The organism is Streptococcus downii (assembly GCF_004353325.1).
Lineage (GTDB): Bacteria > Bacillota > Bacilli > Lactobacillales > Streptococcaceae > Streptococcus > Streptococcus downii.
The window spans coordinates 127,622-152,045 of sequence record NZ_MZNX01000006.1 but is presented as its reverse complement, the minus strand read 5'-3'; the positions used below and the strand labels follow the sequence as shown (position 1 = coordinate 152,045).

General features: G+C 43.1%; 26 protein-coding genes. 21 read left to right on the top strand and 5 right to left on the bottom strand.

All coding sequences use genetic code 11. The features are described 5' to 3' along the window. Positions 1-157: 157 nt before the first annotated feature. A complete protein-coding gene (gene ccpA, locus E2R31_RS02570) occupies positions 158-1,168 on the top strand; it encodes a catabolite control protein A (protein ID WP_038804599.1) in 1,011 nt (336 codons plus the stop codon). Between the two features lie 40 nt (positions 1,169-1,208). On the opposite strand, the gene E2R31_RS02565 is transcribed toward ccpA, so the two are convergent. Next, positions 1,209-2,171, bottom strand: coding sequence for an asparaginase (locus E2R31_RS02565; RefSeq protein ID WP_132972689.1), 963 nt, complete (start codon positions 2,169-2,171; stop codon positions 1,209-1,211). A gap of 66 nt (positions 2,172-2,237) precedes the next feature. Between E2R31_RS02565 and E2R31_RS02560 the strand changes: the two genes are divergently transcribed. After that, on the top strand, positions 2,238-3,623 hold the full coding sequence (locus tag E2R31_RS02560) for a Cof-type HAD-IIB family hydrolase (protein ID WP_132972686.1): 1,386 nt from the start codon (positions 2,238-2,240) through the stop codon (positions 3,621-3,623). A gap of 35 nt (positions 3,624-3,658) precedes the next feature. Here the strand turns inward: E2R31_RS02560 and E2R31_RS02555 are convergent, their stop codons facing one another. Continuing rightward, complete coding sequence (locus tag E2R31_RS02555) at positions 3,659-4,111, bottom strand: universal stress protein (RefSeq protein ID WP_000079160.1); 453 nt, start codon at positions 4,109-4,111, stop codon at positions 3,659-3,661. Positions 4,112-4,277: 166 nt separating this feature from the next. Here E2R31_RS02555 and E2R31_RS02550 point away from each other — a divergent pair, with 166 nt between their 5' ends. From E2R31_RS02550 to E2R31_RS02535, 4 genes are all read left to right on the top strand, one after another. Further along, positions 4,278-4,577: a hypothetical protein gene (locus E2R31_RS02550; protein WP_132972684.1), complete on the top strand. Its 300-nt coding sequence runs from the start codon at positions 4,278-4,280 to the stop codon at positions 4,575-4,577. A 142-nt stretch (positions 4,578-4,719) separates the two neighbouring features. Further along, a complete protein-coding gene (locus tag E2R31_RS02545; protein WP_132972682.1) occupies positions 4,720-5,934 on the top strand; it encodes a pyridoxal phosphate-dependent aminotransferase in 1,215 nt (404 codons plus the stop codon). 144 nt (positions 5,935-6,078) lie between these two features. Then, positions 6,079-6,213: a 50S ribosomal protein L34 gene (gene rpmH, locus E2R31_RS02540; protein ID WP_000831905.1), complete on the top strand. Its 135-nt coding sequence runs from the start codon at positions 6,079-6,081 to the stop codon at positions 6,211-6,213. A gap of 142 nt (positions 6,214-6,355) precedes the next feature. Next, positions 6,356-8,317 (top strand): peptide ABC transporter substrate-binding protein, encoded by a 1,962-nt coding sequence (locus E2R31_RS02535; protein ID WP_132972680.1) that lies wholly within the window; start codon positions 6,356-6,358, stop codon positions 8,315-8,317. A gap of 91 nt (positions 8,318-8,408) precedes the next feature. Here E2R31_RS02535 and E2R31_RS02530 read toward each other — a convergent pair whose 3' ends face one another. Next, a complete protein-coding gene (locus E2R31_RS02530; RefSeq protein WP_132972678.1) occupies positions 8,409-10,253 on the bottom strand; it encodes an APC family permease in 1,845 nt (614 codons plus the stop codon). 149 nt (positions 10,254-10,402) lie between these two features. Between E2R31_RS02530 and E2R31_RS02525 the strand changes: the two genes are divergently transcribed. The 13 genes from E2R31_RS02525 (at position 10,403) to pflA (ending at position 21,495) form a co-directional block, all read left to right on the top strand. Further along, complete coding sequence (locus tag E2R31_RS02525) at positions 10,403-11,179, top strand: TatD family hydrolase (RefSeq protein WP_132972952.1); 777 nt, start codon at positions 10,403-10,405, stop codon at positions 11,177-11,179. After that, a complete protein-coding gene (rnmV, locus tag E2R31_RS02520; RefSeq protein ID WP_132972676.1) occupies positions 11,176-11,742 on the top strand; it encodes a ribonuclease M5 in 567 nt (188 codons plus the stop codon). Before E2R31_RS02525 ends, rnmV begins: the two co-directional genes overlap by 4 nt. A 92-nt stretch (positions 11,743-11,834) precedes the next feature. Beyond that, positions 11,835-12,170: a hypothetical protein gene (locus E2R31_RS02515; RefSeq protein WP_084948415.1), complete on the top strand. Its 336-nt coding sequence runs from the start codon at positions 11,835-11,837 to the stop codon at positions 12,168-12,170. 191 nt (positions 12,171-12,361) lie between these two features. Beyond that, on the top strand, positions 12,362-13,075 hold the full coding sequence (locus E2R31_RS02510) for a dimethyladenosine transferase (RefSeq protein WP_132972674.1): 714 nt from the start codon (positions 12,362-12,364) through the stop codon (positions 13,073-13,075). Positions 13,076-13,094: 19 nt separating this feature from the next. Then, positions 13,095-13,967, top strand: coding sequence for a 16S rRNA (adenine(1518)-N(6)/adenine(1519)-N(6))-dimethyltransferase RsmA (gene rsmA / locus E2R31_RS02505; protein WP_001216862.1), 873 nt, complete (start codon positions 13,095-13,097; stop codon positions 13,965-13,967). A gap of 1 nt (position 13,968) precedes the next feature. Next, positions 13,969-14,847, top strand: a complete 879-nt coding sequence (gene rsgA, locus E2R31_RS02500) for a ribosome small subunit-dependent GTPase A (RefSeq protein ID WP_001161970.1) — start codon at positions 13,969-13,971, stop codon at positions 14,845-14,847. A gap of 10 nt (positions 14,848-14,857) precedes the next feature. Further along, on the top strand, positions 14,858-15,514 hold the full coding sequence (gene rpe, locus E2R31_RS02495) for a ribulose-phosphate 3-epimerase (RefSeq protein ID WP_000084982.1): 657 nt from the start codon (positions 14,858-14,860) through the stop codon (positions 15,512-15,514). After that, positions 15,477-16,139, top strand: a complete 663-nt coding sequence (locus E2R31_RS02490; RefSeq protein WP_001001248.1) for a thiamine diphosphokinase — start codon at positions 15,477-15,479, stop codon at positions 16,137-16,139. Before rpe ends, E2R31_RS02490 begins: the two co-directional genes overlap by 38 nt. A 1-nt stretch (position 16,140) precedes the next feature. After that, positions 16,141-17,397: a DNA recombination protein RmuC gene (locus E2R31_RS02485; RefSeq protein ID WP_000450915.1), complete on the top strand. Its 1,257-nt coding sequence runs from the start codon at positions 16,141-16,143 to the stop codon at positions 17,395-17,397. Continuing rightward, positions 17,387-18,328, top strand: a complete 942-nt coding sequence (locus E2R31_RS02480; protein ID WP_132972672.1) for a 3'-5' exoribonuclease YhaM family protein — start codon at positions 17,387-17,389, stop codon at positions 18,326-18,328. The genes E2R31_RS02485 and E2R31_RS02480 overlap by 11 nt, the downstream gene beginning before the upstream one ends. 104 nt (positions 18,329-18,432) lie before the next feature. Then, complete coding sequence (gene purR / locus E2R31_RS02475; RefSeq protein ID WP_002874197.1) at positions 18,433-19,260, top strand: pur operon repressor; 828 nt, start codon at positions 18,433-18,435, stop codon at positions 19,258-19,260. A gap of 66 nt (positions 19,261-19,326) precedes the next feature. Beyond that, positions 19,327-20,583, top strand: coding sequence for a diaminopimelate decarboxylase (locus E2R31_RS02470; protein ID WP_132972670.1), 1,257 nt, complete (start codon positions 19,327-19,329; stop codon positions 20,581-20,583). Between the two features lie 117 nt (positions 20,584-20,700). Next, complete coding sequence (gene pflA / locus E2R31_RS02465; RefSeq protein WP_132972668.1) at positions 20,701-21,495, top strand: pyruvate formate-lyase-activating protein; 795 nt, start codon at positions 20,701-20,703, stop codon at positions 21,493-21,495. Positions 21,496-21,566: 71 nt separating this feature from the next. On the opposite strand, the gene yidC is transcribed toward pflA, so the two are convergent. Both yidC and E2R31_RS02455 read right to left on the bottom strand, forming a co-directional pair. Further along, positions 21,567-22,490, bottom strand: coding sequence for a membrane protein insertase YidC (gene yidC, locus E2R31_RS02460; RefSeq protein ID WP_129326420.1), 924 nt, complete (start codon positions 22,488-22,490; stop codon positions 21,567-21,569). A gap of 77 nt (positions 22,491-22,567) precedes the next feature. Next, on the bottom strand, positions 22,568-22,846 hold the full coding sequence (locus E2R31_RS02455) for an acylphosphatase (protein WP_001174610.1): 279 nt from the start codon (positions 22,844-22,846) through the stop codon (positions 22,568-22,570). A gap of 33 nt (positions 22,847-22,879) precedes the next feature. Here E2R31_RS02455 and E2R31_RS02450 point away from each other — a divergent pair, with 33 nt between their 5' ends. Together E2R31_RS02450 and E2R31_RS02445 are read left to right on the top strand one after the other, a co-directional pair. Then, the gene (locus tag E2R31_RS02450) at positions 22,880-23,620 is read left to right on the top strand and encodes a TrmH family RNA methyltransferase (protein WP_132972666.1); all 741 of its coding nucleotides are present in this window, start codon (positions 22,880-22,882) and stop codon (positions 23,618-23,620) included. Between the two features lie 54 nt (positions 23,621-23,674). Next, a complete protein-coding gene (locus E2R31_RS02445) occupies positions 23,675-24,358 on the top strand; it encodes a Bax inhibitor-1/YccA family protein (protein WP_129326388.1) in 684 nt (227 codons plus the stop codon). The last annotated feature ends 66 nt before the right edge of the window (positions 24,359-24,424 follow it).

The following is a 24,424-nucleotide window of genomic DNA, read 5'->3' as shown; positions in this document are numbered from 1 at the left end:
AAAATCAAGAAATCGTACTCACTTTTTCAAAATGGGAATAGGTTGTGAAATTTTTTCAAAGTTTCTCTAAAAAATACTTGAAAGTGTTTACAATAAGTGATAAAATGGAGTAAGCAGATGTATGAAAGCGAAATTTTCAATATAGAAAGGAAACAGAATGAACACAGATGATACAGTAACGATTTATGATGTTGCCCGTGAAGCTGGGGTCTCAATGGCAACTGTTAGCCGTGTAGTGAATGGCAATAAGAACGTCAAAGAGAATACTCGTAAAAAAGTTCTAGAGGTGATCGATCGTCTTGACTACCGTCCAAATGCGGTAGCGCGTGGCTTGGCCAGCAAGAAAACCACGACAGTTGGTGTTGTGATTCCAAATATCACCAATGGCTATTTTTCAACCCTAGCTAAGGGGATTGATGATATTGCAGAGATGTATAAGTACAATATCGTCCTAGCCAACAGTGATGAAGACGATGAAAAAGAAGTTTCAGTAGTTAATACTCTCTTTTCGAAACAGGTTGACGGGATCATTTTTATGGGTTATCACTTGACTGAAAAGATTCGTTCAGAATTTTCTCGATCTCGGACACCAGTTGTCCTTGCAGGAACGGTGGATATCGAACACCAGTTGCCAAGTGTTAATATTGACTACAAACAAGCAACGATTGATGCAGTAACTCATTTGCTTCAGGAAAATGAAAAGATTGCCTTTGTCAGTGGGCCACTTGTTGATGATATCAACGGCAAAATTCGATTGATTGGTTACAAGGAAGCATTGAAAAAGGCAGGAATCCCTTATAGCGAGGGCTTGGTATTTGAGTCTAAATACAGCTATAATGATGGCTATGCCTTGGCAGAACGCTTGGTTTCTTCACAGGCTACAGCTGCAGTTGTGACAGGTGATGAATTGGCTGCAGGTGTGTTAAATGGCTTGGCAGATCACGGTATTTCTGTACCAGAAGAGTTTGAAATCATCACGACAGATGATTCTCAAATTGCACGATTCACTCGTCCAAACTTAACGACAATTGCTCAACCTCTATACGACCTTGGTGCTATCAGTATGCGTATGTTGACCAAGATTATGCATAAAGAAGAGTTGGAAGAACGTGAAGTTCTCCTGCCTCACGGCTTGACAGAACGTCGTTCGACACGAAAACGCAAATAGAAAAAATCAGGGAATCGAGAAGATTTCCTGATTTTCAATTTTAACCTTCCATGTAATTGCGAAGTTCTTCTCCTTTTAGCCCAGCGTTAATAGCAATCAATAATTTGAGGCGAGCTTTTTGAGCATTGAGTTCTTTGACAAAGAAAACACCAGCTCGTTGCAACTGCACTCCTCCGCCTTGGTAGGCATAAACAGGTTCTGCAATTCCGTTAAAACAACGTGAAACCAAGGCGACTGGAATGCCTTTTTGGAGGAGACTTTCTAATTTTTGAGCTGTTTCTTTGGGTACATTACCTGCTCCAAAAGCTTGAACGACTAATCCATCTAGGTGATCTAGGTCAAGCATATCAATCAGCTCATCTGTCATACCTGCATAGGCCGAGATGATGGGAACCAGACCTTGAATATGTTCGAGATCAAAACGGACTCGCGGTTCGGCTGTTTTGAAGTAGAGGATTTCTTGCTTCATGATGAGACCGAGAGGCCCGTGAGTAGGAGTTTGAAAGGTACCGACGTTGGTCGTATGGGTTTTGGTGACATACTTTGCTGCGTGGATCTCATCATTCATGACGACCAGCACCCCCTTATCAGCTGACTTGTCATCGCAGGCAACCCGTAAAGCACTCAGATAGTTATAAACTCCATCACTACCGAGTTCGTTTGAACTACGCATAGCTCCTGTTAGAACGATGGGCATGTGTGGGATTTCCATGGTATCAAGGAAGTAGGCAGTTTCCTCTAGCGTATCTGTTCCATGTGTGATGACAACTCCATCGTAGTGGTCTGCTTCCTCTTTGATTTTATGATAGAGCGCAAGCATATGCTTGGGTTTGATATGGGGACTTGGCAGGTTAAAAAAGTCTAGGGCATGAACCTCAATCCCTTCAAGTGGATTGGAAACATGGTTCATGGGATTGTCCTGGCTGGTCACAACAGCGCCTGTGGCGTCTGCCTGCATAGAAATAGTACCGCCAGTATGTAAAACAAGGATTTTCTTAGTCATGATTAACTCACTCTTTTCTGAAATGTGGTATAATCATTGTAACACAAAAGGGGAGAATGGGATAGGATGGAAGTCAAAGCTGTTTTTTTTGATATTGATGGAACGCTAGTCAACGATCGTAAGAGTGTTTTGAAATCCACTAAGGACGCGATTAGGATTGTGAAAGAGCAAGGGGTGCTTGTTGGAGTGGCGACAGGACGGGGGCCTTTCTTTGTCAAGGAATTGATGGAAGATTTAGATCTGGATTTTGCAATAACTTATAACGGACAATATATCTTTAATAAAGAAAAAGTTTTATTTGCTAGTCCGATTGCTAAGTCAAGCCTGCGTCAATTGATTGCCTATGCTAAAAAAGAGCGAAAAGAAATCGCTCTTGGAACCGAGCATGCTGTTGTTGGTTCGAAAATTATGTCATTTGGTCTTGGGTCCTTTTCACAGCTGGTTAGCCGTTTCATTCCAACTGGCTTAACAAGAACCGTTAGCCGTTCCTTTAATCGAATGGTTAGCAAGGCAGTCCCTCAAAAGGAAGATGACCTACTTCGTTTGATCAATGAGCCAATCTATCAAGTGTTAATGCTGATGACTCCTGAAGAATCTGAGAAGGCAGCAGCTGATTTTGAAGATTTGAAATTGACTCGAAGCAATCCTTTTGCAGCAGATATCATCAACCAAGGAAATTCCAAACTAGAAGGCATTCGCCGAGTCGGGAAAGAATATGGCTTTGATCTCAACCAAGTCATGGCCTTCGGAGATTCAGACAATGACCTGGAAATGTTGGCAGGTGTTGGTATGTCTGTAGCCATGGGAAATGGCAGTAGCAGCGTCAAAGAAGTTGCCAAGCACATTACAGCAAGTAACCAACAAGATGGCATCCACAAGGCGCTCGAGCACTTTGGTGTTTTGGCTTCAGAAAAAGTGTTTGTCAGTCGAGACTACCACTTTAATAAGGTCAAGACCTTCCATCACATGATGGATGAACGGACGCAGGAAGAGCCACAGGCATGGGATGTTGAGGGGGCAACCCACCGCGCAGACTTTAAAATTGAAGAATTAGTAGAGTTTGTCCGAGCGGCAAGTTCTTCGGAGGAAGAATTCCAAAACTCCCTTGCAAGCATGCATGAGGCACTTGACAAGGCGGCAGAAAAGGTAAGGCAAAAAACGCCTGCCCAAAAAGATCTAATCGGGCAGGTTGATGCCTTAATCGATACACTGTATTTTACTTACGGCAGTTTTGCCTTGATGGGAGTGGATCCAGAACGCATCTTTGATATTGTGCATGAGGCAAACATGGGGAAGGTTTTTCCTGATGGAAAAGCCCATTTTGATCCAGTTACACATAAAATCTTAAAACCGGATGACTGGGACGAAAAATATGCTCCAGAACCTGCTATCAGAAAGGAACTGCAGCGTCAGCTCAAGGCTTATGAGCGACATAAAGAGAGAAATAAGTAAGAAAAAAGGGAGCCTAGCAGGCTCCTTTTATGTTCCTATAATGTTTTTTCTTGTTCTCTCACGACGAGCAAATCAACTTTTGCGTGGCGGAGGATGTATTCAGATGAAGAGCCAACCAAGAGGCGTTCAAAGGCATTAAGACCCGTTGCACCGACGAGAATCAGGTCAACATTTTCTGCGTCTGGAATGGTACGGGCAAGGAGGGTTTTCGGATTTCCCATTTCGATGACGATGTGAATATCCGTCACGCCCGCATCTCTTGCACGCTTTTCGTACTCTTTCATCAAACTTTCAGCATCGACTTGGAGTTCTTCGTAAACTTCAGCATCAAAGGTAGACACGCTTTGAAGAGCGCGTGTGTCAATAACATGGGCAATGGTGAGCTTGGAATCATTGCGTAGAGCAGTGTAAACACCTTTAACAAAAGCCAAGTCTGCCTCTTTAGAACCATCAATTGCAACCATAACATTTTGGTAACGTTGTGCCATAATGAAACCTCCTGAAATTTTCTTACTTTTATTGTAATCCTTTTCACTAAAGAAGTAAAGTAAAAATCATATTTAAATAAATATTATCGGAGATTCGATTTGGTGGAGATATGTTAAAATAAAAGAAAACGGGATATTAGGAAACATAGTGAAGGGATGAGAAAGTATGAAAGATTTTGTTCAAGCTTCTAAAAAAATAAGTCTTCTTTATCATGGAATTATCCTTGCATTACTTGTAGGAGAAGTAGTGATGCTTTGGCAGCTGGAAAGAGTCGTGCCTATTCTCTATCCATATTTTGTTGGTTTTCTTCTCTTTCACTTAGTCTACCACATCATTTTATTTGTGATTGCAAAGAGAAGTGGTCGCTTGGACTATTTGGTCACGTGGGGTCTCTTTCTCATGTTTAATCTTTTGTATGATTCTTTTTTAGCATTGGTCTTCCTAGGTTTGTCTTTTGGTATGTGAGAAATGGTTCTTCATTCTAGTTGTTTAGACGGTGAGAACCTAGTTGTTGTGAGTTTTTTCTTGGCTTCCTCATTTCAGGAAACTTGTCGCAATCCCTTTCTAGTGGTATAATGTTACTATCTCGATGAATTGAGGAAACAAGATGAAAGAATATAACAAGTCTAGTAAGTTAGAGCATGTTGCCTATGATATCCGTGGCCCTGTTTTGGAAGAAGCTATGCGGATGCGAGCAAACGGAGAAAAGATTTTACGTCTGAATACAGGGAATCCAGCAGAATTTGGCTTTACAGCACCAGATGAGGTCATTCATGACTTGATTATGAATGCGCGTGATAGCGAAGGGTATTCTGACTCTAAAGGGATTTTCTCAGCCCGTAAGGCCATCATGCAGTATTGCCAACTGAAGAACTTCCCTAATGTGGACATTGATGATATCTACCTTGGAAATGGTGTCAGTGAGCTGATTGTCATGTCTATGCAGGGGCTTTTGGACAATGGAGATGAGGTCTTGGTGCCTATGCCAGACTATCCTCTCTGGACGGCTGCTGTCAGCCTAGCTGGAGGAAATGCGGTTCACTATATCTGTGATGAAGCTGCAGAATGGTATCCTGATATTGACGATATCAAGTCAAAAATCACTTCCAATACCAAGGCTATCGTCCTTATCAATCCGAACAATCCAACAGGAGCCCTTTATCCTAAAGAACTTCTGTTGGAGATTATCGAGATTGCGCGCCAGCATGATTTGATTATCTTTGCGGATGAGATTTATGACCGCATGGTGATGGACGGACATGTGCATACACCTGTAGCAAGTCTGGCTCCAGATGTATTCTGCGTCAGCATGAACGGTCTTTCGAAATCCCACCGTATCGCAGGTTTTCGTGTGGGCTGGATGGTCTTGTCTGGACCTAAGACTCATGTTAAGGGCTATATCGAAGGGCTCAATATGCTGTCCAATATGCGCCTTTGCTCCAACGTTTTGGCCCAGCAAGTTGTACAAACCTCGCTAGGAGGTCACCAGTCAGTGGACGAATTGCTCCTTCCTGGTGGTCGTATCTATGAGCAAAGAAACTTTATCTACAATGCCATTCAAGATATTCCAGGTTTATCAGCAGTCAAGCCGAAGGCGGGTCTTTATATCTTCCCTAAAATTGACCGTAATATGTATCGCATCGATGATGATGAGCAGTTTGTCCTCAATTTCTTGAAGCAAGAAAAGGTTCTTTTGGTTCATGGTCGCGGCTTTAACTGGCAAGAACCAGACCATTTCCGTATCGTTTACCTTCCACGAGTGGACGAATTAGCACAAATTCAAGAAAAGATGACTCGTTTCTTGAAACAATATCGTAGATAGGGCTTTCATAGGAAAAGCTCGAAAACATTTGCTTGGAGCTATTGACAAAAGTGGCAGAATCAGATAGAATAGTAAAGTATGTTTAGTAACTGATCACTTTATAGCCGGCTAAACGAATACAAAATCTATGAGGAGGTATTCATCGTGAAACGTACTTATCAACCAAGTAAACTTCGTCGTGCGCGCAAACACGGATTCCGTAACCGTATGTCAACTAAAAACGGTCGTCGCGTATTGGCAGCTCGTCGTCGTAAAGGACGCAAAGTTTTGGCTGCATAATCCAAACGAATTCAACAAAGAAGTCAGTAGGAACTCGAGTCTACTGGCTTTTCTTTTTCCTATAATATCAGTCTGTAAATGCTTTATATTTTTTCTGAAATAATGTATAATGTTTCATATACTATAAAAATGGAGAACAGTTATGAAGAAATCAAAAGCCCTCCTACTAGGGGCTGGAATTTTGAGTGCAAGCTTCTTGATGGTGGCTTGTAGTTCGGCACAATCAAATACAGATAAAACTTACTCTTATGTATTTGCTAGCAATCCAGATACATTAGACTATATCACTTCGACACGTGGCTCGACTTCTAGCATTACGACAAACTTGATCGATGGTTTGTTTGAAAATGATAAGTATGGGAACCTCGTCCCTTCTATGGCGGAGTCATGGAAAGTATCAAAGGATGGCTTGACCTATACCTATAAAATCCGAAAGGGAGTTAAGTGGTATACCTCTGAAGGAGAAGAATACGCTGAAGTGACAGCTCATGACTTTGTGACGGGTCTCAAGTATGCGGCGGATAAAAAGGCTGAAAACTTGTATTTGGTACAAGACTCCATCAAAGGTTTGGCAGACTATGTTGAGGGGAAAACATCTGACTTTGAGACTGTTGGAGTCAAGGCAGTGGACGACTATACTCTCCAATACACCTTGAACAAACCAGAGTCTTATTGGAATTCAAAGACAACAGGGGGAATTTTGAGTCCTGTCAATGAAGCCTTTTTGAAATCTAAGGGAGATGACTTTGGGAGTGTTACCCCATCTAGTATCCTGTCAAATGGGCCGTACTTGTTCAAGTCTTTCACATCAAAATCTTTAATTGAGTTTGAAAAGAACCCTAATTACTGGGATAAGGACAATGTGAAAATTGAGAAGGTAAAACTTTCCTTCTATGATGGTTCAGACCAAGATAGTTTGGCTCGAGGATTCTTAGAAGGCAACTACACAGATGGACGTATTTTCCCGACAAGCTCTGTCTTTGACCAGTTGAAAAAAGGGAATGAAGATAAGATTACTTATACTCCTCAAAACGCTGTGACTTTCTACTATCTCTTCAATGTCAACCGTCAAAGTTACAATCAAACCATGAAACAGACGGATAAAGAAAAGGCGGATTCTCGTGCAGCTATGCAAAATAAGGACTTCCGTCAGGCGATTAACTTTGCCTTTGATCGTCATGCCTATGCCGCACAGACAAATGGAGAAGATGGAGCTGACCGTATCCTTCGAAACACAGTCACACCAAGCAATTTTATTCAAATTGGTGGGAAAAACTTCGGAGATGCTGTCAATGAAAAGATAGTCAACTATGGTTCAGAGTGGGCCAATGTCAATCTAAACGACGCTCAGCCTGCCTTCTTGAATGCTGATAAAGCCAAGGCAGAATTTGCCAAAGCCAAAGAAAGCTTACAGGCAGAAGGTGTGACCTTCCCTATCCATTTAGACATGCCGGTGGATCAGACTGCTAAGTTGGATGTACAACAAGCCAGTTCTTTCAAGCAGACGGTTGAGGAGACACTTGGATCAGATAATATTGTTATCGATGTGATTCAACTTTCTCCAGACGAGAAAGACAATGCAACCTTCTTTGCTGACACAGCTGAACAAAAGGACTATGACATCGACATCTCAGGCTGGAGCGGAGATTACTCTGATCCTAAGACCTATCTTGACCTCTTGGATCCAGACTCTGGTTCTCAGCTAAAAAATCTTGGCTTGACTCCAGGAAAAGACAATGATGTTAAGGAAAAAATCGGTCTCTCTACCTACAAGAAGTTGTTGGATGAGGCAGATAAAGAAGTTGAAAACACTCAGGTTCGCTATGAGAAATTTGCCGAAGTTCAAGCTTGGCTAACAGATAGTGCTCTCTTTCTGCCAGTTCAAAGTGGAGGAGCTAATCCAATCTTCCGTAAGACTGTACCGTTCACAGGAGCCTTCTCATTCGTTGGACACAAAGGGGATGCGGACAACTACAAATACCTTGAGTTGCAAAAAGATCCCGTGACTGCGAAACAGTACCAAGAACTTTATGAAAAATGGCAAAAAGAAAAAACTGAGTCCAACAAAAAAGCTCAAGAAGATTTAGCTAACCACATTCAATAATATTCCTAGTCATGCTTTTTAGTTAAGCATAGTGGCTGGATTCAGAAAAAGGCCCCACCAGACGCTTTTTGGTTCTGGTAGGGCCTTTTCTTTATTCTTTTAAGTGATAAGAGTAGCTAGCGACAACGACGTCTTCGTGCCATCTGAGAGCGTATTTTAGTTTGAGGCTCATTTGATTGTGCAGGATATTTTGCCAAGGCTTGTTAGGGATGAACTGTGGTACAAGGACTGTAACGGTGTAGTTTTTTTGCTTAGCTTCTTGGGCGATTCGTTTGACATACTTAACACTAGGGGTGATGATGTCGCGGTAACTGGTGTTGATATTCTTCAGAGTGATATTTGGGAAGTAGTCGGCAAATTCCTGAAGAATTTCTTGGTCTTTTTCTGCCGTTTCTTTAGTAGAAATGTGCATGGCTAACACTTCATCACCGATACTTTGAGCGTAGTTAATGGCTCCGACACTGACTCTGGTAACATTTCCTACTAGGACAAGGACAAGGTTGCCGTCATAAGTGCGCTTTTCAATTCCTTCGTAGAGTCGTAGCTGTTTTGCCACTTTTTGGTAATGGCTGTGAATGGACAAAAAGAGGAAAGTTAGAACTAGGATAATTGGGAAGAAAGGCCAGATATCACCCAGTCTGAAGAGGAGTAAAATGAGGACAATGGCATAACAAATGATGGCCCCAAGGATATTAGCGAAGGCAGATTTTAAGAAGTTTGCTCCTTTTTCCTTTTTCCAATGGCGAATCATCCCAGTCTGAGAAAGGGCAAAGGGAACGAAGACTCCGATAGTATAAAGAGGAATCAAGCGTTCAGTATTCCCATTAAAAATGAGAAGAAGGATCATAGCTCCAAAAGCCAGAGTTAAGATACCGTTGGAGTAGCCAAGGCGATCCCCTTTTTCCATAAAGAGATGGGGCATGTACTTGTTTTTGGCCATATTGTAGGACAGCATAGGGAAGGCTGAAAAGCCAGTATTTGCAGCTACGGCTAGAATCAAGGCTGTCGAGAACTGGAAGAGATAGTAGCTAGCATGACCAAAGAATGAATCACCAAGAATGCCCTTGGCCATTTGCGAGAGGATGGTTTCTCCGTGTTGAGGCGTGATACCCATCCAGTAGTTTAGGAAGGTAATGCCTGCAAAAAGAAAACCTAGAATGAGTGACATGATGGTCAAAGTCTGAGCAGCATTCTTTTCTTTCGGAGTTTTGAAAAATGGTACCGCATTTGAAATAGCTTCAACCCCTGTCAGAGAGGCAGAGCCGCTGGTAAAGGCTCTTAGTAGGAGAACGATGGAAAGGCTCGGAACGGTTTGCCCAATGGATGAAGTCGCCTGATAGTTTAGGGAACCTGTAAATAGTTGAAAGAACCCATAAAGCAAGAGAAAGACGGTACTGAAGATAAAGAGGTAGACGGGAATCATCAGAGAACCGGCAGATTCTTTCAATCCTCTTAAATTCAAGAGCATGAGCAGGCAGACTAGGAAAATAGAGATATGAAGATTATAAGGATGGAGGGCAGGGATGGCTGCTGTAATAGCATCAGCTCCAGACGCAACGGATACGGCTACTGTCAGCATATAGTCAACAAGGAGACTACCTCCTGCAATCAAGCCCAGTTCAGGGGAGAGATTTTCCCGAGTGCCCATATAAGCCCCTCCACCTTGAGGATAGGCATGAATGATTTGACGATAGGAAATGGTCAAACTAGCGAGCAGTAAGAGGACAAAAATACCGATAGGGAGGCTCCACCAAATAGCGAGAGGAGAGAGACTGACTAAAACGAGAATGACTTGTTCAGGTCCATAGGCAATAGAAGACAGGGCATCACTGGATAACATTGCAAGTGCCTGCATTTTTCCTAATAAGCCCCCTTCGCCGTCTGTGAGAGACTTGAGTGGCCGACCGATAAAGGTATATTTTAATTTTCTAAACATTTTCTTTTCCTTTACTGAAAATTTCAATAAGTGTTATTATACTGCTTTGAAAAAGGGCAGTCAAGGGAGAATGACTGGTTTTTAGATATTTTTCCAAGCCGAGGGATGCTATTTTTGGTATAATAGATGGAAGAATGAGGTTAGAAGAGATGATTTTTGATACGCACACACATTTAAATGTAGAAGAATTTGCAGGACGCGAGGCAGAAGAACTCGCCTTGGCTGCTGAGATGGGTGTGACACAGATGAATATTGTTGGTTTTGATAAGCTAACCATTGAACGAGCCCTAGAGTTAGCAGATGAGTATGAGCAGCTCTACGCAACTATTGGCTGGCATCCGACGGAGGCAGGGACTTACACAGATGAGGTCGAAGCTTACTTGCTTGAAAAACTAAAACATCACAAGGTTGTTGCTTTAGGTGAGATTGGTCTGGACTACCATTGGATGACAGCACCTAAGGCAGTGCAGGAGCAGGTTTTTCGCCGTCAGATTCAGCTGTCTAAGGATTTGAACTTGCCCTTTGTGGTCCACACTCGTGATGCGCTGGAAGATACTTATGAGATTATCAAGAGTGAGGGCGTTGGTCCTCATGGTGGGATCATGCATTCATTTTCAGGCTCTCTCGAGTGGGCTGAGAAATTTGTCGATCTTGGTATGACCATTTCTTTCTCAGGAGTGGTGACTTTTAAGAAAGCAACGGATATCCAAGAAGCTGCTAGAGAGCTTCCTTTAGACAAGATTTTGGTAGAGACGGATGCGCCCTACCTGGCTCCTGTTCCTAAACGTGGCCATGAAAACAAAACAGCCTACACACGCTATGTGGCGGACTTTATTGCCGATTTGCGTGGGATGATGACAGAAGAATTAGCTGCTGTGACGACTGCCAATGCAGAGCGTATTTTTGGATTGGAAAAACAATCATGAAAGAAAAAATTTTCCAAGTTATCGTGGTCGAAGGGCGTGATGACACGGCCAATCTCAAACGTTACTTTGACGTGGAAACCTATGAGACCCGGGGGTCGGCCATTAATGATCAAGATATAGAGCGAATTCAACGCCTGCATGAACTGCATGGAGTCATTGTCTTTACCGATCCAGATTTTAATGGGGAGCGGATTCGTCGCATGATTATGACGGCCATTCCAACAGTCCAGCATGCCTTTCTCAAGCGAGATGAAGCGGTTCCCAAGTCCAAGACCAAGGGCCGTTCCCTAGGAATTGAACACGCCAGCTATGAGGATCTGAAAACAGCGCTCGCTCAGGTGACAGAGCAATTTGAAAACGAGAACGAGTTTGATATCAGTCGAAGCGACTTGATTCGTCTTGGTTTCCTAGCGGGAGCAGACAGTCGTAGACGCCGAGAGTATCTAGGCGAACGGCTCCGCATCGGTTATTCCAATGGCAAGCAACTCCTCAAGCGCTTAGAGTTGTTTGGGGTGACCTTAGCAGAAGTGGAAGAGACTATGGAAAGTTATGATAATAGCTAGATAGTCCAAAAATACAAAGGGAATGTGTTACAATAGAGGTACTTAGATTTATTTTGATAGCGTTAAAATAGAAACTTATAAGGACAGAGCGAATGAAAATCCGAGTTGACAGAGAGTCTGTGTGTATGGGGGATGATGTATTGCCTCATGAGACGGAATTTGAGATTCCTGAAGATATGACAGTGAAAGAATTTTTTGACTTTCTAGAAAGGGAACGTTATTTGCCGTCTGTTCAAGGAAACAATGTGGCCTGGGAACTCCGCAATCGAAATGGGGAACAAGGTGTTTATTTCACTAAAACAGGAGAGATTATCAATCCAGATGGAGTATTAAAAGAGATGTTGGAAGGAATTACGGAGACACCCTTATTTGTTTTGATCTATCATTATACCCCGGAAGCATACTACATTAGTAAAGATAATAAATGAGAATTGCAGATGATATCCTGACCGAGGTTGAACTGGTCATGTATTGTTATCGTCCCTTGGTACTTTTATGAAACATCTTTTTAAATGAAGTCTAGGTTTTCGATTGGGCATGAAAAATTGGAAACTTTATAGTTTTATCTACATCCTACTTGAACCACTAACCTTTTTCAAAGATTGTGAAAGGAAATGATATGGCAAATAGAAGTTATATTTACTTAAAAAACGGAGATGAAGCCCGTATTCTAACAGAGGGAATTTACACAATACCCTATTTTTGGCAATTGTTTTGGGATGAAGAAGATTTAAAAGCTCCTATTGCTCTCTGGGAAACAGCAGAAAAACTCGAAGAAGATGAAGAGGAAGCAGAAAAGTTTTACCAAGAGCAGAATGTAGATATCTTACTTTCTATTGAAAAATTCCAGCAGAATGCCCTCAAAAACCGATCTTTTTTAGAAGAGAATGCCCCACAATCCGTGCAACTATATGATGACTTTGTCCGTTATATTCTTGCAAATGTCAAAGACGGTGATGTGCTCGGATTTGATCTTTTAGATGTTGTTTTTATGGACCAAGTGTCTGTTGTTTCTGATAAACTATTAAAAAATATACGAGCTATTCGGGAAAATCAACCCAAAGATTTAGATTTTTCTGTGACAGAAAAGAACTTAATTGGTCTTGCTATGGGCTTTCCTGATTATTATGCTTCAGAATTATTGCCAGAAGACAATATTGTAGATTCGGTTGCCTATCAGGATGAACTGAAGAAAATGAACCCCCAAGAAGATAAGAAAGTGCTAGGTACGACTGGAGCTGATTCAAAAGGGAACCAGTCTCGTGTTCTTTTAGTGTTTTGGATTTTGTTGGCACTAGTAATTATGTGGGTTTTATATATTATTTTTAGCTAATAAATAGAAAAGAGAATAAATGAGAATTGCAGATTATAGCGTGACCAAGGCAGTGCTGGAGCGTCACGGTTTTACCTTTAAAAAGTCCTTCGGGCAAAATTTCCTGACGGATACTAATATCCTTCAAAAAATCGTGGATACAGCTGAAATTGATGACCAGGTTAATGTCATTGAAATCGGTCCAGGGATTGGTGCCTTGACAGAATTTTTGGCTGAGCGTGCGGCTCAAGTCATGGCCTTTGAGATCGACCACCGATTAGTGCCAATCCTAGCAGATACCTTGCGTGATTTTGATAATGTGACCGTAGTCAACGAGGACATTCTCAAGGTCGATTTGGCGCAGCATATCCAGAATTTCAAAAATCCTGAATTGCCGATTAAGGTAGTTGCCAATTTGCCCTACTATATCACAACGCCTATTCTCATGCATTTAATCGAGAGTGGCATTCCTTTTAGTGAATTTGTCGTCATGATGCAAAAAGAAGTGGCGGATCGCATCTCAGCACAGCCCAATACCAAGGCTTACGGTAGTTTGTCGATTGCTGTTCAATATTACATGACAGCAAAGGTTGCCTTTATCGTGCCTCGTACGGTCTTTGTACCAGCACCAAACGTGGACTCAGCTATCTTGAAAATGGTGCGCCGTCCAGACCCTGCCGTAGCAGTGGAAGATGAACAGTTTTTCTTTAAGGTTTCCAAGGCTAGCTTCACTCATCGTCGCAAGACCTTATGGAACAATTTGACAGGCTACTTTGGGAAGACCGAAGAAATCAAGGACAAACTGACCAAGGCTTTGGACCAGGCAGGCTTATCTCCATCTGTGCGTGGGGAAGCTCTCAGCTTAGAAGAGTTTGCCAGCCTAGCAGATGCGCTTAAAGGACAGGGACTCTAAGATGCAGGGACAAATCATTAAAGCCTTAGCAGGATTCTACTATGTAGAGAGTGATGGTCAAGTCTATCAGACACGTGCGCGTGGGAATTTCCGTAAAAAAGGTCACACACCCTACGTCGGAGACTGGGTAGATTTTTCTGCTGAGGAAAATTCCGAAGGTTATATCCTCAAGATCCACGAACGGAAAAATAGTCTGGTCCGTCCGCCTATTGTTAATATTGACCAAGCAGTGGTTATCATGTCGGTCAAGGAGCCGGATTTTAATAGCAATTTGCTGGATCGCTTCTTGGTTCTTTTGGAGCACAAGGGTATCCATCCCATCGTCTATATTTCTAAAATGGATTTGCTAGAAGATAGGGAAGAATTAAGTTTTTACCAACAAACCTATCGTGCTATTGGTTACGACTTTGTGACTAGTAAGGAAGAGCTATTGCCTTTGTTGACAGGCAAAGTGACAGTTTTTATGGGGCAGACAGGTGTTGGGAAGTCAACCCTCCTCAATAAAATCGCACCGGACCTCAATCTTGAAACAGGAGAAATCTCAGACAGTCTTGGTCGCGGTCGTCATACCACTCGGGCTGTTAGTTTTTACAACCTCAATGGAGGTAAAATCGCAGACACGCCAGGATTTTCATCGCTGGATTATGAAGTGTCAACGGCTGAAGACCTCAATCAGGCCTTTCCAGAGATTGCCAGTGTCAGTCGAGACTGTAAGTTCCGTACTTGTACCCATACCCATGAGCCGTCCTGTGCGGTCAAGCCAGCTGTAGAAGAGGGTATCATTGCAACCTTCCGTTTTGACAACTACCTGCAATTCCTCAGCGAAATTGAAAATCGCAGAGAAACCTATAAAAAAGTCAGCAAAAAAATTCCAAAATAAGGAGAAACCTATGTCTCAATACAAGATTGCTCCGTCAATTCTGGCAGCAGATTATGCCAACTTTGAACGTGAAATCAAGCGCCTAGAAGCAACTGGTGCAGAATATGCCCATATCGATATCATGGATGGGGACTTTGTACCACAAATCAGTTTTGGTGCAGGTGTGGTTGAAGCTCTTCGGCCTCATAGCAAGATGGTCTTTGACTGCCACTTGATGGTGGCGAATCCTGAACACCACTTAGAAGATTTTGCGCGTGCAGGTGCAGACATCATCAGTATCCATGTAGAAGCAACGCATCATATTCATGGCGCTCTCCAAAAGATTCGTTCGCTCGGTGTCAAACCTTCGGTTGTCATCAATCCTGGGACACCTGTGGAGGCGATCAAGCACATCCTTCATCTAGTTGACCAAGTCTTGGTTATGACAGTTAACCCTGGCTTCGGTGGGCAAGCATTTCTACCTGAAACCATGGACAAGGTTCGTGAGTTGGTTGCCCTTCGTCAGGAAAAAGGTTTGAGCTTTGAGATTGAAGTCGATGGCGGTATTGATGACCAGACTATTGCTCAAGCCAAAGAAGCTGGTGCGACCGTTTTTGTAGCAGGATCCTATGTCTTTAAGGGAGATGTCAATGAACGAGTGCAAACTCTCAGAAAACAACTGGACTAGGGTTGCCGTTTTTGCCGGCGGAGATCGTGGGCATTATCGGACGGATTTTGATAGCTTTGTCGGTGTGGATCGAGGATCGCTCTGGGTCTTGGAAGAAGACCTGCCCCTCACTCTAGCAGTTGGAGATTTTGATTCGGTAACCGCAGACGAACGTCAGTTGATTCAAAAACGTGCCCAGCATTTTATCCAAGCCCGACCAGAAAAAGATGATACAGATCTGGAATTGGCTCTCTTGACCATCTTTGAGCAAAATCCTCAGGCTCAGGTGACTATTTTTGGGGCTTTGGGTGGTCGAATTGACCATATGCTGGCTAATGTCTTTCTGCCTAGCAATCCAAAGTTGGCACCCTATATGCGCCAGATAGCGATTGAGGATGGGCAAAACTTGATTGCCTATTGTCCAGAAGGGACCAGTCAACTTGAACCGCGTTCGGACTACGATTATCTAGCCTTTATGCCAGTTCGGGATAGCCAGCTGACCATTATCGGAGCCAAGTACGAATTGACAGAGGAAATTTTTTTCTTTAAAAAAGTGTACGCTTCTAACGAATATATAGATAGGGAAGTTTCGGTGACTTGCCCAGATGGTTATGTCGTCGTGCTACATAGCAAGGACAGGAGGTAGGATGGAGACTGTATTATTACTATTATTAATTGTCAACCTAGCTGGACTCTTTCTGATTTGGCAAAGGCAGGATAAGCATGAAAAACATCTAAGTAAGAGTTTGGAGGATCAGGCAGATCACTTGTCAGATCAGTTAGATTATCGTTTTGACCAAGCCAGACAAGCCAGCCAGTTAGACCAAAAAGACTTGGAAGTGGCTGTCAGCGACCGTTTGCAAGAAGTGCGAATGGAGTTGCACCAAGGCTTGACGCAAGTTAGACAGGAGATGAACGAGAATCTCCTCCAAACCAGAGATAAGACCGACCAACGCCTCCAAGCCCTGCAGGAATCAAATGAGCAACGTTTAGAACAAATGCGCCAGACAGTCGAGGAAAAACTAGAAAAGACCTTACAGACCCGCTTGCAAGCATCCTTCGAGACAGTTTCCAAGCAACTGGAGTCTGTCAATCGTGGCCTTGGAGAAATGCAGACAGTTGCCCGTGATGTCGGAGCTCTCAACAAGGTTCTCTCTGGGACCAAGACGCGAGGGATTCTGGGCGAATTGCAACTGGGGCAAATCATCGAAGACATCATGACTCCTGCCCAGTACGAACGAGAATACGCAACGGTTGAAAACTCTAGCGAGCGAGTAGAGTACGCCATCAAGTTACCTGGCCAAGGCGACCAAGAATATGTCTACCTACCGATTGACTCCAAGTTTCCACTGGCGGATTATTATCGCCTAGAAGAAGCCTATGAAGCAGGCGATAAGGACGAAATCGAACGTTGTCGCAAGTCACTCCTAGCTAGCGTCAAGCGCTTTGCCAAGGATATCAAGAGCAAGTATCTAGCGCCACCTCGGACGACCAATTTTGGAGTTTTGTTTGTTCCGACAGAGGGACTCTACTCAGAAATCGTCCGCAATCCGGTCTTCTTTGATGACTTGAGACGGGAGGAGCAGATTATTGTCGCAGGTCCAAGTACCCTATCAGCTCTGCTTAACTCTCTATCAGTTGGCTTCAAAACTCTCAATATCCAAAAGAGTGCTGACCATATCAGCAAGACCCTAGCTAGTGTCAAGACCGAGTTTGGCAAGTTCGGAGGCATTCTGGTCAAGGCACAAAAACATCTCCAACATGCCTCTGGCAATATTGATGAATTATTAAACCGTCGTACTACAGCTATCGAGCGGACGCTCCGTCACATTGAGTTATCAGAAGGTGAGCCTGCGCTTGATCTACTCCATTTCCAAGAAGATGAGGAAGAATATGAAGATTAGTCACATGAAAAAAGATGAGCTGTTTGAAGGCTTTTACCTGATCAAGTCAGCTGACCTGAGACAGACGCGTGCTGGGAAAAACTACCTAGCCTTTACCTTCCAAGACGATAGTGGCGAGATTGAAGGAAAACTCTGGGATGCCCAACCTCATAACGTTGAGGCCTTTACCGCAGGGAAAGTCGTCCACATGCAGGGACGTCGAGAAGTCTACAACAACACTCCTCAAGTCAATCAAATCACTCTCCGCCTGCCTCAACCTGGGGAACCCAATGATCCAGCTGATTTCAAGGTCAAGTCGCCAGTTGATGTCAAGGAAATCCGTGACTACATGTCGCAAATGATTTTCAAGATTGAAAATCCTGTCTGGCAGCGTATCGTTCGTAGTCTTTACACCAAGTACGATAAGGAATTCTACTCCTATCCAGCTGCCAAGACCAACCACCATGCCTTTGAGACGGGTTTGGCCTATCATACAGCAACCATGGTGCGTTTGGCAGATGCCATTAGCGACATCTACCCTCAGCTCAACAAGAGCCTCCTCTATGCGGGGATTATGCTGCACGACTTGGCCAAGGTTTTAGAACTCAGTGGTCCGAATCAGACGGAGTACACAGTGCGAGGCAATCTCATCGGCCATATAGCTCTCATCGATAGCGAAATCACCAAGACAGTCATGGAACTTGGCATCGATGATACTAGAGAAGAAGTGGTGCTACTGCGCCATGTCATCCTCAGTCACCACGGCTTACTTGAGTATGGAAGTCCAGTCCGTCCACGCGTTATGGAGGCAGAGATTATTCATATGATTGACAATCTAGATGCCAGCATGATGATGATGTCAACAGCTTTGGCTTTGGTGGACAAAGGAGAGATGACTAATAAAATTTTCGCTATGGACAATCGTTCCTTCTATAAACCAGATTTAGATTAATAATTTAAGAAAAACGAGCATTTTTTACGCAATAATGTTCGTTTTTTTATGTGAATGTGGTATAATAGATAAAATATCAAAATTAAATGGAATGGTAAATAAAAATGAAATTAAGAAGAAGTGATCGGATGGTTGTCATTTCCAACTATTTGATTAATAATCCATACAAACTAACAAGTCTCAACACCTTTGCAGAAAAGTACGAATCTGCTAAATCATCGATTTCAGAGGACATTGTGATTATCAAGCGTGCCTTTGAGGAAATTGAAATCGGCCATATTCAGACTGTGACTGGAGCAGGTGGTGGCGTTATCTTTACACCATCAATCTCGAGTCATGAAGCCAAAGAAATGATCGCAGACTTGCGTGACAAACTTTCAGAAAGCGACCGTATCTTGCCAGGTGGCTACATCTACCTGTCTGATTTGCTCAGTACGCCTGCCATTTTGAAAAATATTGGGCGCATCATTGCCAAGAGCTTTATGGACCAAAAAATCGATGCCGTTATGACAGTAGCAACAAAAGGTGTGCCACTCGCAAATGCAGTTGCCAATGTCCTCAATGTTCCATTTGTCATTGTGCGCCGTGACTTGAAAATTACCGAAGGTTCAACGGTCAGCGTCAACTATGTATCAGGTTCCAGCGGTGACCGCATTGAGAAAATGTTCCTTTCGAAACGTAGCCTCAAGGCTGGCAGTCGTGTCTTGATTGTGGATGACTTCTTGAAAGGCGGCGGAACTGTCAACGGGATGATCAGTCTCTTGCGTGAGTTCGATTCTGAACTAGCTGGTGTCGCAGTCTTTGCAGACAATGCCCAAGAAGAACGTGAAAAGCAGTTCGATTACAAGTCACTCTTGAAAGTAACCAATATTGATGTTAAGAACCAATCCATCGATGTTGAGATTGGAAATATCTTTGACGAAGACAAATAAGAGATAGAACTAAAGGTTGGAACGATTGTCCCAGCCTTTCTTTGCAAACAGAATAGAGGGAAGCTTATGAAAACACCATTTATCAGCCGTGAAGATTTAGAAACAATTGTTGCAGAGTTCCCAACTCCCTTTCACTTATATGATGAGAAGGGAATTCGCGAAAAAGCGCGAGCAGTCAACAAGGCCTTTTCTTGGAACAAGGGCTTTAAGGAATATTTTGCCGTCAAGGCTACTCCAACCCCAGCCATCTTGAAAATTCTCAAAGAGGAAGGTTGTGGTGTGGATTGCTCTAGTTATGTAGAGCTCTTGATGAGCCATAAACTGGATTTTCCCGGTTCTGAAATCATGTTCTCATCGAACAACACGCCAGACAAGGAATATGCTTATGCGCGTGAATTGGGTGCGACCATTAACTTGGATGCCTTTGAAGACATTGAACATCTGGAGCGAGCTGCAGGTATCCCAGAAATCATTTCTTGTCGTTACAATCCAGGCGGAGTCTTTGAATTGGGAACAGACATCATGGACAATCCTGGGGAAGCCAAGTTTGGTATGACCAAGGCTCAGCTTTTTGAAGCCTTTGCTATTTTGAAGGAAAAAGGAGCCAAGACATTTGGGATTCACTCCTTCCTAGCATCCAATACCGTCACCCATCTCTACTACCCAGAGTTGGCGCGTCAGCTTTTTGAATTAGCCGTTGAAATCAAGGAAAAGTTGGGTATTTCACTAGACTTTATCAATCTTTCCGGCGGAATCGGAGTCAATTACCGCCCAGACCAGGAGCCAAATGACATCGCTATGATTGGTGAGGGTGTCCGTGAGGTTTATGAAGAAGTCCTCACACCTGCAGGTCTTGGTCAGGTCAAGATTTTCACTGAATTGGGCCGTTTTATGCTGGCACCGCATGGAGTTCTCGTCACCAAAGTAACTCATAAAAAGAAAACCTACCGTACCTATCTGGGTGTGGATGCCTCGGCAGTCAATCTTATGCGCCCAGCCATGTACGGTGCCTATCATCATATAAGCAATCTGACTCATCCAGATGAACCTGTTGAGGTGGTAGACGTGGTCGGTTCACTCTGTGAAAACAATGATAAATTTGCAGTGAACCGCGAACTACCTCATACAGAAATCGGTGATTTACTGGTGATTCATGATACAGGTGCACATGGATTCTCCATGGGTTACCAGTACAATGCCAAACTACGCTCGGCAGAAATTCTCTATACCGAAGAAGGAAAAGCCCGCCAAATCCGCCGTGCAGAGCGCCCTGAGGACTATTTTGCAACCTTGTATGGTTTTGATTTTGAACCCGATCATTAAAAAAATGAAAATGAAAGTGAAAAACAGATTGCTTTCTAAAAAATAGACAAAAATCTTGTTTTTCCCTCAAGTCGTGATATAATAAAACTATAAAACGGTTTCAAGGAAGGTGACGATATGTCTGAAGAAACAATTGACTATGGACAAGTGACAGGAATGGTGCATTCGACAGAGAGTTTTGGGGCGGTAGATGGCCCTGGGATTCGTTTTATTGTCTTTTTGCAGGGCTGTCACATGCGTTGCCAGTACTGCCATAACCCTGATACATGGGCTATGGAGACCAATAAATCACGCGAACGGACAGTAGACGATGTTTTGACCGAAGCCCTTCGCTATCGTGGCTTCTGGGGAGACAAGGGAGGAATTACTGTCAGTGGTGGAGAGGCTCTCTTGCAGATTGATTTCTTGATTGCCTTTTTTACCAAGGCTAAGGAAAAAGGAATCCACTGCACCTTGGACACCTGTGCCCTTCCTTTCCGTAACACACCACGTTATCTCGAAAAGTTTAATAAACTCATGGCTGTGACAGATTTGGTTCTCTTGGATATCAAGGAAATCAACGAAGAACAGCACAAGATTGTAACCAGCCAAACCAATAAGAACATTTTGGCCTGTGCCCAGTACCTATCAGATATTGGGAAGCCTGTTTGGATTCGCCACGTGCTGGTTCCAGGTTTGACAGACAGAGATGAGGACTTGATCGAACTCGGTAAGTTTGTCAAGACCCTCAAAAATGTTGACAAGTTTGAAATCCTACCTTATCACACTATGGGAGAATTCAAGTGGCGTGAACTTGGTATTCCTTATTCGCTCGAAGGGGTCAAACCTCCAACAGCAGACCGTGTCAAGAATGCCAAGGAATTGATGGATACAGAAAGTTACCAAGACTACATGAAACGTGTTCATGGATAAAAAAGAAGCCTGATGGGAACATCGGGCTTTTGTGATGCAAAAGGACTTAGCCTTTCAGCTAAGCCTTTTTCTTATTTTCTAGAATGTTGTTTTCCAGCATTGCGTTTTTTATGCTTCTTATTGGTTGTGATAGCCTGAGGCTGCTTAGGAGTTACATCTTTTCTTGTACCTGCAGAAGGGCTGACTTTCGGAGGGTTCTTTTCGTATTCTTCACGTACTTTTTGACGAAGTTTTGGGCGAACGACATAGTTGACGATAAACTGTTGAAGAATCATCATGAAACCACCGACAACCCAGTAAAGTGTCACACTGGCTGGTGCGAAGAGGGAGAAGACGACAATCATGAGTGGGCTCATGTAAATCATTTTCTTGAGTTGATCTCTTTGCATCTCGTCTTCTACTCCGTGAAGTGAAAGGAGTGATTGGAGATAGTAGAGGATACCAGCGAAGGCGACAAGGAGCAGACTTGGTGAACCAAGATTGATACCCAAGAAGGTAGAACTAGCTACCCCATCAGTATACTGGGCTGCAAAGTAGATAGCAGAGAAGAAAGGCATTTGAATGAGGATAGGGAAACAACCTACACCACCGAACATGCTGATGCCGTGTTCTTTCTGAGCAGCAAAGAGAGCCTGTTGTGCTTCTAGTTTTTCTTCCTGAGTTGTTGCCTCTTTAAGGCGTGTTTGATGTGGTTCGAGCACATGTTTGAGAGCATTCATCTTTTCAGAGTGAAGCGTTGCCTTCCATGATTGGTAGATACCAAGTGGCAAGATAATCAAACGCACAATAATGGTTACGATGATAATAGCGACACCAAAACCAAGACCCTGGTCGTTGGCAAAGTACTTGATAGCCTCAGCCATAGGTGCTCCGATGGTATTCCAAATCAATCCTGTGGGTTGTCCTGTTGCTTTGTCTACTTGGACACAGCCTGTCAAGACGAGTAGCATAGCCACTCCCATAGCAGAGAGGGCAAAACGTTTAATAGATTTCAATGTTTTCATTCCTTCTTTAAAAATTATACCTTTCTATTCTACTGTTTTTTTGTAAAATATACAATAGTTCTGGAGACCTAATTTGCGACTTTGAAGTCTGAATAGGATGAAAAGTTGCTCATTTGCACATCTAGATAGGTAACTTTTGAAAAAGGCGTTGGTCCTTTACGGATTTCTTGGATAAATTTTGCCATAGTGGCGGAGGACTCTGCCTGAGCGAGAATTTCTACTGTACCATCGTCGTTATTCCAGACACGACCAGTGATGCCACCGATTTCAAGCGCTAGAGTAACAACACCCCAACGGAAACCAACACCCTGCACCCTGCCTTGGGCAATCATTCTAACCTTTTGCATACTAAACCCCTTTGATTGTGTTATAATATTTCTATGACTATTATAACCTCAAAAGCCAATTCAGTGGTAAAAAATGCCAAGAAATTGCATCAAAAAAAATATCGAAAGTCTGCCTATTTGATTGAAGGTTGGCACTTATTTGAAGAAGCTGTTCAAGCTGGAGTGACGATTGAAAAGATCTTTGCCCTAGAAAGTTACCGAGATCAGCTAGCTGCCTTTCCTCAAACTATCTGGGTTTCAGAGGAGATTTTGCTGGATTTAGCAGATACGCAAACCCCTCAAGGCATTGTCGCAGTTATTCAAAAAGAAGAAGTGGGGCTGCCTGATTTTAGTCAGGGTAAGTTTCTATTTTTAGAAGATGTCCAAGATCCTGGTAATGTGGGTACCATGATTCGGACTGCGGATGCTGCAGGTTTTACAGGGGTCATTGTTTCAGACAAGTCAGCAGATATCTACAGTCTTAAGACCCTGCGTTCCATGCAAGCAAGTCATTTTCACTTGCCCATCTATCGTATGTCTCTTGCTTCCTTTATAGAAGAGACTAAGAAGACTGCTATGCCCATTCTGGCAACGACCTTATCGAGAGATTCCAAGGATTATCGTGAGCTTTCTCCCCTAGAAGACTTTGCTTTAGTCATGGGGAATGAAGGACAGGGGATTAGTCCTATCATGGCTGAAAGTGCCAATCAGCTGGTCCATATTGGTATGAAAGGTCGAGCAGAGAGTCTCAATGTGGCAGTTGCCGCAGGCATTTTGATGTTTTATTTCAGCTAATTTAAAAAAACTTTGTTATAATCAAGATATAGTTATAGAAAAAGGAGAATCAGAATGAATCAAACAATTATTCAAGAACGTTCAGGTCTCAATCAATTTTACGCTAAGGTTTATGCCTTTGTAGGGATTGGAATTGGACTATCAGCTCTGGTGTCAGCTTTGATGTTGACAGTCTTTCAGACTCAATTGACTTACTTTTTAATGCATGGCCGTCTCTGGTTGATGATTGCAACTTTTGCAGAACTTGCTCTGGTATTTGTTGCAAGTAGCATGGCTGCAAAAAATAGCCCAGCAGCTCTGCCAGTATTTCTAGTATACTCCCTACTGAATGGCTTCACCCTTAGCTTTGTCGTAGCCTTCTATACACCGGGAACAGTTTTGTCAGCCTTTGTATCCAGCGCTCTTCTCTTCTTTGTCATGGCGGCAATCGGGATTTTCACCAAGAAGGATTTGAGTGGAATGGGACGAGCTTTGATGGCGGCGCTTGTTGGTCTCATCATTGCCATGGTTGTGAATCTATTTTTAGCCAATAGCTTCTTTGACTACATGATTAGTATTGCCATGGTCTTGGTTTTCTCTGGTTTGATTGCTTGGGATAATCAAAAGATTCGCTATGTTTATGAGCAGTCACGAGGACAAGTAGCGACAGGTTGGATCATCTCAATGGCACTCAGCATTTACCTAGACTTTATCAACCTCTTCCTTAGCATTTTACGAATCTTTGGTCGGAACGATTAAAAATCTATAGAGTCAGTGTTCGAAAGAGCACTGACTTTTTCTTATTTATTCTTTTCTTTTCTTGGA